This window comes from Rhodococcus sp. NPDC004095 (assembly GCF_053604015.1).
In genome coordinates, this window is sequence record NZ_JBSGGS010000008.1 from 75,603 (window position 1) to 87,354 (window position 11,752).

General features: G+C 70.3%; 10 protein-coding genes. 7 read left to right on the top strand and 3 right to left on the bottom strand.

Features of this window, described 5'->3' with window-relative positions; genetic code table 11:
- Nucleotides 1-19: 19 nt before the first annotated feature.
- Nucleotides 20-1,327 carry a YhjD/YihY/BrkB family envelope integrity protein gene (locus tag ACWEPG_RS16890; RefSeq protein ID WP_452594834.1) on the top strand — a complete coding sequence of 436 codons (1,308 nt, stop codon included), beginning with the start codon at nucleotides 20-22 and terminating at the stop codon, nucleotides 1,325-1,327.
- On the opposite strand, the gene ACWEPG_RS16895 is transcribed toward ACWEPG_RS16890, so the two are convergent.
- Entirely contained in the window at nucleotides 1,300-1,536 is a 237-nt protein-coding gene (locus ACWEPG_RS16895; RefSeq protein WP_450114375.1) for a DUF3039 domain-containing protein, read from the bottom strand. The genes ACWEPG_RS16890 and ACWEPG_RS16895 overlap by 28 nt on opposite strands.
- A gap of 80 nt (nucleotides 1,537-1,616) precedes the next feature.
- Between ACWEPG_RS16895 and ACWEPG_RS16900 the strand changes: the two genes are divergently transcribed.
- The 3 genes from ACWEPG_RS16900 (at nucleotide 1,617) to ACWEPG_RS16910 (ending at nucleotide 4,618) form a co-directional block, all read left to right on the top strand.
- On the top strand, nucleotides 1,617-1,979 hold the full coding sequence (locus ACWEPG_RS16900; RefSeq protein ID WP_450114374.1) for a DUF3099 domain-containing protein: 363 nt from the start codon (nucleotides 1,617-1,619) through the stop codon (nucleotides 1,977-1,979).
- Nucleotides 1,980-2,014: 35 nt separating this feature from the next.
- Entirely contained in the window at nucleotides 2,015-3,496 is a 1,482-nt protein-coding gene (locus tag ACWEPG_RS16905) for a DUF7782 domain-containing protein (RefSeq protein WP_450114373.1), read from the top strand.
- Between the two features lie 153 nt (nucleotides 3,497-3,649).
- Nucleotides 3,650-4,618, top strand: a complete 969-nt coding sequence (locus ACWEPG_RS16910) for a sigma-70 family RNA polymerase sigma factor (protein ID WP_450114372.1) — start codon at nucleotides 3,650-3,652, stop codon at nucleotides 4,616-4,618.
- Between the two features lie 133 nt (nucleotides 4,619-4,751).
- Here the strand turns inward: ACWEPG_RS16910 and ACWEPG_RS16915 are convergent, their stop codons facing one another.
- Both ACWEPG_RS16915 and ACWEPG_RS16920 read right to left on the bottom strand, forming a co-directional pair.
- Nucleotides 4,752-7,436: a bifunctional acetate--CoA ligase family protein/GNAT family N-acetyltransferase gene (locus ACWEPG_RS16915; RefSeq protein ID WP_450114389.1), complete on the bottom strand. Its 2,685-nt coding sequence runs from the start codon at nucleotides 7,434-7,436 to the stop codon at nucleotides 4,752-4,754.
- Between the two features lies 1 nt (nucleotide 7,437).
- The gene (locus ACWEPG_RS16920) at nucleotides 7,438-8,718 is read right to left on the bottom strand and encodes an acetoin utilization protein AcuC (protein ID WP_450114371.1); all 1,281 of its coding nucleotides are present in this window, start codon (nucleotides 8,716-8,718) and stop codon (nucleotides 7,438-7,440) included.
- Nucleotides 8,719-8,872: 154 nt separating this feature from the next.
- Here ACWEPG_RS16920 and ACWEPG_RS16925 point away from each other — a divergent pair, with 154 nt between their 5' ends.
- The 3 genes from ACWEPG_RS16925 to ACWEPG_RS16935 all read left to right on the top strand — a co-directional run bounded on the left by ACWEPG_RS16925 (nucleotide 8,873) and on the right by ACWEPG_RS16935 (nucleotide 11,736).
- Nucleotides 8,873-9,556 carry an iron dependent repressor, metal binding and dimerization domain protein gene (locus ACWEPG_RS16925; protein WP_450114388.1) on the top strand — a complete coding sequence of 228 codons (684 nt, stop codon included), beginning with the start codon at nucleotides 8,873-8,875 and terminating at the stop codon, nucleotides 9,554-9,556.
- A gap of 6 nt (nucleotides 9,557-9,562) precedes the next feature.
- The gene (gene galE, locus ACWEPG_RS16930) at nucleotides 9,563-10,552 is read left to right on the top strand and encodes a UDP-glucose 4-epimerase GalE (protein WP_450114370.1); all 990 of its coding nucleotides are present in this window, start codon (nucleotides 9,563-9,565) and stop codon (nucleotides 10,550-10,552) included.
- A 149-nt stretch (nucleotides 10,553-10,701) separates the two neighbouring features.
- Complete coding sequence (locus ACWEPG_RS16935) at nucleotides 10,702-11,736, top strand: phosphatidylinositol-specific phospholipase C (RefSeq protein WP_452594835.1); 1,035 nt, start codon at nucleotides 10,702-10,704, stop codon at nucleotides 11,734-11,736.
- The last annotated feature ends 16 nt before the right edge of the window (nucleotides 11,737-11,752 follow it).

Genomic DNA, 11,752 nt, shown 5'->3' on the forward strand with positions numbered 1-11,752 from the left:
CAGGGATGCTGGAAGCATCATGAGCGAACCGATCGGCCCCCAGCACCCGGGCGAGGTCCCGGGGGCGCCGTCGGATCTGCCCACCCACCACGCGGACCACATCCCGGACCGGCACCCGCTGTGGAAGGCCTGGCTGGTGATCCGCCGCACCGCGGTCAAGGCTTGGGGGGACTCGATCTTCGGGAAGGCCGCGACGGCCGCGTTCTGGCAGACGCTGTCGCTGCCACCACTGCTGCTGGGTCTGCTCGGGAGTATCGGCTACGTCGGCGGTTTGTTCGGCCCCGACACGGTGCGGATCATCGAGTCGAAGATCATCACCTTCAGCCGGTCCGCGTTCAGTGAGAACGTCGTCGACCAGCTGATCTCGCCGACGGTGTCGGATGTGCTCGGTCGGGGGCGCCCCGAGATCATCTCCGCAGGCTTCCTGCTGTCGTTGTGGGCGGGCTCGTCGGCGATCTCGACGTTCGTCGACTCGATCGTCGAGGCGCACGGGCAGAAGGACGCCCGCCATCCGGTGTGGCAGCGGATCTTCGCGCTGCTGCTCTACGTGATGTTCCTCATCGTGGCGGTGTTCGTGTTGCCGCTGGTGGCGCTCGGGCCGACGATGATCGGCCGGGTGATGCCCGCGTCGTGGTACGACGTCGGTTCCCGCATGGTCGACGCGTTCTACTATCCGGCGGTCGGACTGCTGCTGATCGCCGGCCTGACCACGCTGTACAAGGTGGCGCTGCCGAAGTCGCTGCCGTGGCATCGCCTGCTCGGCGGTTCGCTGCTCGCGGGGGTGTTCTTCATGGCGGCGAGCACGGTGCTGCGCCACTATCTGACGTGGGTGACCGGTACCGGCTACACATACGGGGCGTTGGCGGCTCCGATCGCGTTCCTGCTGTTCACGTTCTTCCTGGGGTTCGCGGTGGTGCTGGGCGCCCAGTTCAACGCGACGATCCAGGAGTTCTGGCCGGCTCGGGCCACCCGGATCGAGCAGATGCGGGAGTGGCTCGCGTCACAGGCGGCCTCGACCCCGGCCGCCGACGGCTCGGTCCCGAGCCTGACCCGGCGGCTGGCCACGGCACCCATCCGCATCGTGAACCCTGATCGGGGCAGGCACGAGGCGGCCGACCCCGAACATCCGGACATGTGCGACCTACCCGAGCCACCCCACCTGCTCGCGAGCGAGGCGACTCACTCGCCCGTCGGCGAGCCGACTCGATCGCCCGTCGGCGAGGCGACTCACTCGCCCGTCAGCGAGGCGACTCACTCGCCCGTCAGCGAGCCGACTCACTCGCCCGTCAGCGAGCCGACTCATTCGCCCGGCCGGAGCCCGTCGTAGATCTTCTTGCAGTCGGGGCACACCGGGGATCCGGGCTTCGGCGACTTGGTCACCGGGAACACCTCGCCGCACAGAGCGACGACGTGGGTGCCCATGACCGCGCTCTCGGCGATCTTGTTCTTCTTGACGTAGTGGAAGTACTTGGGGACGTCGTCGTCGGTGGACTCGTCGGTCGTGGTGTCGGGACGTTCCTTGGTCACAGTGCTCACTCGTCCATGATGACGCATCCCTGGGAGTCCGGCGAGCCCCCGGTGGTGCATCTGGGCTCTGCGAGTGGGACGCTGGAGTCATGTCTTCGAGTTCAGCCATCCCCCCGCAGGACCAGGGCGACGAGAGCTCGCGGAACCCGATTCTGATCACCGATGCGGCACAGTCGTTCGACGAGCAGCAGCGGGCCCGTATCCGCAAGTACACGATCATGATGGGGATCCGGATCCCCGCACTGGTGCTCGCTGCGATCGCGTACAGCGCGTGGGGCAACGGGTGGATCAGCCTGCTGATCATCGGTGCGTCGATTCCGCTGCCGTGGATCGCCGTCCTCGTCGCGAACGACCGGCCGCCGCGGCGCGCCGACGAGCCGCGCCGATTCGACCACAAGCCGGTCGCGGGACCGGCGATCGAGTCCACGGACCATCGCACGATCGAGGGCTGACGGGCAGCCGCCGTCCCCACTGAGACAATGGCCGCGTGAACCGCGACCTCCTCTCCCTGTGCGGCCCGCTGCGCGAGGCCCTGCACCGCACCGACTACACCGCCGACGCCGTCCTGGAGGCACTCGGCGACGATGCGCACGCGGCTCTGGGCCGCAGCGAACCGGTGCCGGTTCGCCGCGCGACCCGGGACGCCGGCGAACTGGGGGTGCTGGTCCGGTTGTTCCTGCTCGGCGACGACTGCCCGGCGAGCGAGGTCGCAGCGGCGCTCGCGCCGGTGGATCTCGACCATGCGGTCGCGGCGGGGCTGCTCGAACGCGACGGTGACCTGGTGCGGCCGGCGCTGGACCTGCGGCCGATGGATCTCGGGCAGGGCAACCGCTGGGTGATCTCCGACCTGGACGGCAGCATGCGGCCGCGGACCACGGCCCCCGACCATGTTCTCGGGGTCGGGCATGCGTCGCTGTCGCTGCTGCGCGGCACCCCGACGGCCGGGACCGGAACGGTGCTCGACGTCGGCACGGGCTGCGGCATCCAGGCGTTGCACGCCGCCGGGTACGCCCGGGCGGTGACGGCCACGGACATCAACCTGCGGGCGCTGGACCTGTCGGCGGCGACGTTCGCGCTCAACGGTGTGGACGTCGAACTGTTGCCGGGGTCGTGGTTCGAGCCGGTCGCGGGGCGGACGTTCGATCGGGTCGTCGCGAATCCGCCGTTCGTGGTCGGGCGGGCCCGGGTCGAGCACACCTACCGGGACTCGGGCCTGGACCTCGACGGGGCGAGCGAGCTGATGATCTCGCGGGCGATCGACCACCTGAATCCGGGCGGGACCGCGTCGATGCTGGCGTCGTGGGTGCACGTCGCCGGGGAGGACTGGCGGTCGCGGGTCGCGTCGTGGCTGCCTGCTCACGGTGTCGACGCGTGGATCGTGCAGCGCGACGTCGCGGATCCCGCGCTGTACGTGGGGACGTGGATGCGTGACGCTGGGCTGGACCCGCGGGATCCGGCGACCGCCGCGCAGGCCGAGTCGTGGCTGGCGCACTTCGCCGACAGCGATGTCGAGGGAATCGGGTTCGGGTTCGTGTACCTGCGCCGCACCGATGCCCCGTCGGACGTGCTGGCCGAGGATCTGCGGCACGGTTACAGCGATCCGCTGGGCGACGAGGCACTCGGCTACCTGGACCGGGCGGCGTGGCTGCGGGACCGGGACGTCCTCGCGGAGCGGTTCGAGGTCGCCCCGGCCACTGCGCTGGAGCGGGTGTACCTGCCGGGTGAGGAGGGGTGGCAGCAGGTCGTGGCGCGGCTGCACCGGGGCGACGGTCCGGCGTGGCAGCACGAGGTGGACGAGCTCGCGGCGGCGTTGCTGGGTGGAATGCGTCCGGACGGGCTGGCGTTGGGGGAACTGGTCGAACTGCTCGCCGCCGCGCACGGCGAGGACGCCGATCCGCTCGCGGGTTCGGCGGCCGCACTCGTGCACGGATTGGTCCGGCACGGTCTGGTGCTCCCGGTGGGAATGTGAAGCCGGTTCCCGGCGATCGTTCTTCTCAGTAACTTCTCAGGTCGAGTGGCGGGAACCTGCAGGTCAGCGGCGATGTGACGGAGATCGCACGGGAACTTTGCCTGGTGGCGGGGCGTTGAACCACATGAGAGACCACCGATGAGGAGGCAGGTCATGACGAGCCCCACCACCCGCCGAGCGCGCCCGACTCCCGAGGATCTGGATGCCCAGTCCCCGGCCGCAGACCTGGTACGTGTCTACCTGAACGGGATCGGGCGTACTGCGCTGCTGACCGCCGCGGATGAGGTCGAGCTTGCGAAGCGGATCGAGGCGGGACTGTATGCCGCGCACGTGCTGGAGACCGGGAAGCGCCTGACGGCCAACAAGAAGCGCGACCTGGCCGCCATCGTCCGCGACGGCGAGAAGGCCCGCAGTCACCTGCTGGAGGCCAACCTGCGCCTGGTCGTCTCCCTGGCCAAGCGGTACACCGGCCGCGGGATGCCGCTGCTGGACCTGATCCAGGAGGGCAACCTGGGCCTGATCCGCGCGATGGAGAAGTTCGACTACGCGAAGGGCTTCAAGTTCTCGACGTATGCCACCTGGTGGATCCGTCAGGCGATCACGCGCGGCATGGCGGACCAGTCCCGCACGATCCGGCTGCCCGTCCACCTGGTCGAGCAGGTGAACAAGCTGGCCCGGATCAAGCGGGAACTGCACCAGCAGCTCGGCCGGGAGGCGACCGACGAGGAACTGTCGGAGGAATCGGGCATCCCCGCCGCGAAGATCGCGGACCTGCTCGACCACAGCCGCGACCCGGTGAGCCTGGACATGCCGGTCGGCACCGACGAGGAGGCGCCGCTCGGCGACTTCATCGAGGACTCCGAGGCCACGTCCGCGGAGAATGCCGTCATCGCCGGACTGCTGCACAGCGACGTTCGCAGCGTGCTCGCCACGCTCGACGAGCGTGAGCAGCAGGTGATCCGGTTGCGGTACGGGCTCGACGACGGCCAGCCGCGCACGCTCGATCAGATCGGCAAGATCTTCGGCCTCTCCCGTGAGCGGGTCCGGCAGATCGAGCGCGAGGTGATGGGCAAGCTGCGTCAGGGCGAGCGGGCCGACCGCCTGCGGTCCTACGCCAGCTGACGTCACTCCCCCACGAACCAGCGCCGGTCGATCCGAAGCTCCTTCCCCCCTCGGGAGCGACGGATCGGCCGGCGCGTCTGTGTCCGGGGCCCACGTCCGTGTCCGTGGGCCTGCTGCGCCGGACGTGGGTGGCTCAGCGCAGGCGGCGCGGCCCCAGGTCGACGCGCGTGCTCGGTTCGGGTCCGATCCGAACCCGCGAGTCGGTGATCTCGGCGCCGCTCTCGCTCGCCAGGACCGGCTCGCAGACCAGTTCCCGCACCTCGGGCAGGTCGTCCCCCAGCGCCGAGATCCGCTGCAACAGATCCACCAGCGCCGCCCTGTTCACTCCCGGCCCGCCGCGGTAGCCGGCAAGCAGCGGTGCGGCCTTCGGCGCGTCGATGAGTTCGCCGGCCTCCTCCTCGGTCAGCGGCAGCACCCGGTAGGCGCGGTCCCCGAGCAGGTCGGAGATCACACCGGCGAGCCCGAACGAGATCAGCGACCCGAACGACGGGTCGTCCTGCACGCCGATGGCGCAGCCGAATCCCTTCGTCGCCATCTTCTGCACGTACAGCAGCGGGTCCCCCGATGCCGCCGCGAGGTCGCGGTAGGCCCGGCGCACGGCGTCCTCGGTGTCGAGGTCGAGGCGCACCCCGCCGAGGTCGGGGCGGTGCCGCCACTGCTCACGGGTGGCCTTCACCGCGACGGGATAGCCGAGGGCCTCGGCCGCGGCGACCGCCTGCGCCTCGCTGGACGCGGCGGCGAACTGGGCGATCGCGACGCCGTAGCACGCCAGAAGTTCCGCTGCCTCGAAGTCGGTCAGCCACCGCCCCTCGCCGCCGCTGTCCGCCAGCCACGAGTCCACCAGTTCGGCGGCGCGGGCGGCGTCGATACCGTCGGGCCGCACCACCTGCGAGATCGGCTTGTCGCGCCATTGCGCGTAGCGCCACGCCCGCGCCAGCGCCAACGCCGCCCGCTCGGGTTCCGGATAGGACGGCACCGAGCCGCGGATCGGGTTGCCGTCCGGGCCGAGCACCGCGAGCACGTCCGGAATACCCTCGGCAGCAAGGAAAGTGGTCACGATCGGCTTGCCGGAGTCGCGGGCGGCGTCGCGCACCGCCTTGGCGTAGGGCTCCGGGTCCATCGCGACCGGCGGCACGAACACCGCGATCACCGAATCCACGTCGGGATCCTCGATCGCCGCGCTGACCGCGCCCGCGAACTCCTCCGGACCGGCCTGTGCTCCGAGATCGACGGGGTCGCCCGCCTCCAGCCCCTGGGAGCGTGCGGCGTCCACGGCCAGCACGCCGAGCGCCGACGAGTTGCCGACCACCGAGAGCCGCGGTCCCGCGGGCAGCGGTTGGTAGCCGAAAAGCACCGCGCAGTCGAAGAGTTGGGCGATCGACCCCACCTGCACGACACCCGCCTGCGCGAACAGGTCGGAGACGATCGGGTCGTCGATCTCGACGGCGTTCGCCTTCAGCGCGGGCGGGACGGCGTGCCGGCCGGACTTGACAGCGACGACCGGTTTGTTGCGGGCGACCCGCCGCGCGATCCGCGAGAACTTGCGCGGGTTGCCGAACGACTCCAGGTACAGCAGCACGACCTCGGTCTCCGGGTCGGTGTCCCAGTACTGGAGCAGGTCGTTGCCGGAGACGTCGGCGCGGTTGCCGGCGGAGACGAAAGTGGACAACCCGATGCGGCGCTGGGCCGCCTCGTCGAGAATCGCGATGCCGAGAGCGCCGGACTGACAGAAGAATCCCACCTTGCCGCCGTGCGGAAGCACCGGCGCCAGGGTCGCGTTCAACTGCACCGCGGGGTTGGTGTTGGCGACACCGAGCGCGTTCGGGCCGACCAGTCGCATGCCGTGGGCGCGGGCGGCGTGCACGAGCCTGCGCTCGGAGGTGTAGCCGTCGGACCCGGTCTCGCTGAACCCCGAGGACACGACGACGAGCGCCTTGACGCCCTTGGCGAGGCAGTCGTCGAGGACGGAGTCGATCGCCTCGGCGGGCACGGCGACCACCGCGAGGTCCACGTCGTCGGGGATGTCCCGCACCGAGGGGTACGCCCGCACGCCGCGCACCGACCGGTGTTCGGCGTTGACCGGGTAGACCGGCCCCGTGAACCCGGCCTCGAGCAGGTTGCGCAGGACCGCGTTGCCGACCTTGCCGTTGTCGGTGGACGCGCCGATCACCGCCACCGACTGCGGACTGAGCAGGTTGCGCACGCTGCGCGCCTCGGCGGCCCGCTCCCGGGCGTTGCGGACGGTCAGCAGCGCCTCGGTCGGGTCGATGGCGAATTCGAGTCGCAGCACCCCGCCGTCGAAGCTGCGGCTGACCTGGTAACCGGCCTCCCGGAACACGGAGACCATGTTGCGGTTCTCGGCGAGGACCTCGGCGACGAACATGGTCAGGCCGTTCTCGGCGGCCGCGCCGGCGAGGTGTTCGAGCAGGATCGGTCCAAGGCCGCGGCCCTGGTGTTCGTCGGCGACGACGAACGCCACCTCGGCCGACTTTCCGTCCCCGACCTCGAGCAGTCGCTCGTACCGACCGACGGCGATGATCTCGTCGCCGAGGATCGCGACGAACGCCACCCGATTGTGGTGGTCGACGGTGGTGAAGTGCACGATGTCCCGGTTCGACATCGTCGGGTACGGCCCGAAGTAGCGCAGGTAGCGGGTCCGCTCGGACAGCTTGGCGTGGAACGCGACCAGCCGGTCCGCGTCCTCCGGGGTGATCGGACGCAGGTGCACGGCGCCGCCGTCGGTGGCGAGCACGTCCGCGATCCAGTGGGAGGGAAAGGCGGGCCGGATCGGCTGCGGGGTCGAGTCGGGGTTGGTGATGTCAGTCACGGGGGTCCTCCGGGTCCAGGCCCAGCAGCGGGAAGCTGGCCCTGCGGGTGGCGATGATGGCGGCGTCGACGCGGACCAGTGCCCGGTCGACGGTGTTCACGCCCGTCTCGGGGGTGCCGCCGGGACCGTCCCACGGCAGGTGGTCGGTCACCCCGCCGTCGGTCATGGTGGTCGGCAGATCGACGCCCGGCGCCATCGCCGCGACCCGCTCCCTCCAGGCCGCGGGGACGGCCACCGTCGGATCCAGGTCGCGGTCGAGCGCGGTCGCGATCAGGTGGGTCCAGGCACGCGGCACCACCCGCACGAGTCCGTAGCCACCGCCGCCGACGGCGATCCAGCGTCCGTCGGCGTACCGGTCGGCGAGGTCGCGCATCGCACGGAACGCGGCACGCTGGCCGTCCACGGTCAGCGAGAGGTCCGCGAGCGGATCCTCCCGGTGACTGTCCACGCCGCACTGGCTGATGACGATCTGGGGTTTGAACGCTGCGACCGCGGCGGGCACGATCGCGTGAAATGCCCTCAGCCACACCGAGTCCACGGTTCCCGGCAACACCGGCACATTGACGGAGGTGCCCTCCCCGGCACCGGATCCGACCTCGCTGGACCAGCCGGTGTTGGGCCACAGGGTGGCCGGGTGCTGATGGATGGACACGGTCAGCACACGCGGATCGCCGAGGAAGGCGTGCTGCACCCCGTCGCCGTGGTGGGCGTCGACGTCGATGTAGGCGATCCGGTCGAATCCGTTGTCCAGCAACCACGAGATCGCGATCGCCGCGTCGTTGTAGACGCAGAACCCGGACGCCCAGTCGGCCATCGCGTGGTGCATGCCGCCCCCGATGCTCACTGCCCGCCGGGTGCGCCCGGCGGCGACCTCGCGGGCGGCGGCGAGCGTGCCCCCGGCCAGGATCGCGCTCGCCTCGTGCATGTGCGGGAAGATCGGGTTGTCCTCGCTGCCGAGTCCGTGCGGGGCGGCCTCCCCCTCGGCGCGCGCGTCCGCGAGGCCCTGCGCGGGGCCTACCCCGGCGGCCTTGACGGCCGCGACGTACCCGGGGGTGTGGACCCGCAACAGGTCCGCGTCGCTCGCCGGGTCGGGGGCGACGATCTCGGCGCCCTCGATCAGCCCCAGCCCCCGGGCCAGGGACATGGTCAGGTCCAGGCGGGTGGGATTCATCGGGTGGTCCGCACTCCACCGATAGTTCAGATAGTCCGGGCTCCACACGACGACGCCGTCGGCGCCGCGATGCGGGGTGACAGGAGGGGACTTGTCGGCCATGAGGTCACGCTACTGGCGCTCGGTGGGAAGGCGCGAGCGGCGCACGGCGTTGTACACCATGTGCCGCGTGTGGTGTGAGTCGCACGCTCAGCGCGTGTGGCAACGATTCGTCGGATCCCCCCGGTAGAATCACCGCGAACGAAGGGGCGTGAGCGTGAAGGATCTGGTCGACACCACGGAGATGTACCTCCGGACGATTTACGACCTTGAAGAAGAAGGCGTTGTGCCACTGCGGGCCCGGATCGCAGAGAGACTCGAGCAGAGTGGCCCGACCGTCAGCCAGACCGTGGCCCGCATGGAGCGGGACGGACTGCTGCTGGTCGCCGGTGACCGGCACCTGGAACTGACCGAGAAGGGCCGCGATCTCGCAGTCGCGGTGATGCGCAAGCACCGGCTCGCCGAGCGGTTGCTGGTCGACGTGATCGGCCTCGAGTGGGATCAGGTGCATGCGGAGGCGTGCCGCTGGGAGCACGTGATGAGCGAGGAGGTGGAGCGCCGTCTGGTGAAGGTGCTCAACAACCCGACGACCTCCCCGTACGGCAACCCGATCCCGGGTCTCGCGCAGCTCGGCCTCGATGCCGACGAGGGCGCCGAGACACTGATCCGGCTCACCGAGGTGCCGCCGGGTCAGCCCACAGCGGTGGTGGTGCGCAGGCTCGCCGAGCACGTGCAGTCGGACCCCGAGATCATCGGACAGCTGCGCGATGCGGGCGTGGTGCCCAATGCCCGCGTGACGGTCGAGACCCACCCGGATTCGGTGACGATCACCGTCCCGGGTCACGAGGGTGTCGATCTGCCCGCGGAGATGGCGCACGCCGTCCAGGTCAAGCAGGTCTGATTCCAGGTGCGACTTCTGGTCACCGGCGGTGCCGGTTACGTGGGCAGTGTGTGCGCGACCGTGTTGCTCGAACGCGGTCACGATGTGGTCGTCGTCGACGACCTGTCGACCGGTAACGCCGATGCGGTCCCGGTCGGCGCCGAGTTCGTCGAGGGCGATGTCGCGACCGCGGCGGCACAGGTGCTCAGCCGCGATCCCGGGTTCGACGGCGTGCTGCATTTCGCGGCACAGTCGCTGGTCGGCGAGTCGGTGCTCGAACCGGCCAAGTACTGGCAGGGCAACGTGGTCACGACGTTGGCGCTGTTGGAGGCGATGCGGGCGTCGGGCACCCCGCGGTTGGTGTTCTCGTCGACGGCGGCCACCTACGGGGAACCGGACCGCACCCCGATCACCGAGGACGATCCGACGCGGCCGACCAATCCGTACGGCGCCACGAAACTGGCGATCGACCACGCGATCACCTCGTACGCGAACGCCTACGGTCTGGCCGCGACGAGCCTGCGCTACTTCAACGTCGCGGGCGCGTACCGGGGCGCGGGCGAGAACCGGGTGGTGGAAACGCATCTCATCCCCCTGGTGCTCCAGGTGGCGTTGGGCCAGCGCGAGAAGATATCGGTGTTCGGCACCGACTGGCCGACGCCCGACGGCACCGCGGTGCGCGACTACATCCACGTCCTCGACCTCGCGGACGCGCACCTGCTCGCGCTCGACCACGCCACCGCCGGAACGCATTCCGTCTACAACCTCGGCAGCGGCGCGGGTTTCAGTGTGCGCGAGGTGATCACGGCGTGCCGGCGGGTGACGGGTCTTCCGATCGCGTCGGAGGACGCACCCCGGCGTGCCGGCGACCCGGCGGTCCTGGTCGCGTCGAGCGAGAAGGCGATCGCCGAACTGGGGTGGAAGCCGCAGCACACCGACCTCGACGAGATCGTCTCGGACGCCTGGGCCTATCTCCAGGCCCTCGGCGATCGTTCGCACGCCGCAGGGCGGAGCTGACAGACACCGCACGGGCCGCGCACACCGGCCCGTGCGGTGCCGTATCTCGCGATCCCGACCGCGCCGCGAGCCGACGTGCGATGCTGCACTCCGTTCGTGGGCCGTCGACGGCTCCCTGTCGATGCGCGTGAGCAAAGGACGGATCTGCTGTGGCGGTGCACCTCCGGGTTGTGCGTGCAGGGCGCGCGAGGCGTTCACTGTTCGCCCTCGTCACCGCACTCCTCCTGATTCCGGCGCCGCTCGCCGCGGCCACCACCGGTTCCGCCGATTCCGGCAGTACGCCGGCACTGGGCAGTTCCTCCGGCTCGGTCGCCGACAGCGGGCTCGATCGGGCCGAGAATCCGGACTGGATGGGCGGGCTTCCCGACGACGTCGGGTTGTCGGAGCTGTCGCTGCCCGGAACCCACGACACGATGGCGATGGGGGCGTCGGTGTTCGCCCTCACCCAGGACCACGATCTCCCGACCCAGTTGCGGGCCGGAATCCGGGTCCTCGACGTTCGGACCCGCCATTTCCGGGACGTGTTCCCGATCCATCACGGGGTCGAGTACCTGCACACCAACTTCACGAATGTCGTTGTGCAGGTGACGGATTTCCTGCGCGATCACCCGACCGAGGCCGTCGTGATGCGACTCAAGGAGGAGTACACGGCAGCCGAGAACACCCGCGGCTACGAGGACACGTTGAACTGGTACATCGACGAGAACGCCGAAACGCGTGACCGGCTCCGGCAACACCTGTGGCATGCTCCCGCCGGAAGTGGTTTCCCGGCTCTCGGTGCGGTGCGCGGCAAGATCGTCGTGATCCAGGACTTCCCGGGCTCGGCCTCGTACGGTCCGCTCTGGGGCGGCGCAGGCACCGACATCCAGGACACCTACGAGCTCGCCGGACTCGGCGAGGTCGACCGCAAGTGGGAACTGGTCCGGGGGCAGTTCGAGCGGGCCGCGTCCGGCTCTCCGGCCACCTTCTTCGTCAACCACCTCAGCGGAACCGGAAATCCGGTCGCACTCGCGACGGGGACCGTTCCGGTCACCGTGGCGCGGGGCGGGCCCGGTGTCATCGGGATCCTCGACCGCACGGAGGCCTTCCTCACCGCGAATCCGGCAGGGCGGACCGGCGCGGTGATGGCCGACTTCCCCACGGCCGACCTGGTGGACGCGCTGGTGTCCCGGAACTTCCGGTAGTCCCTCCGCCGCCACT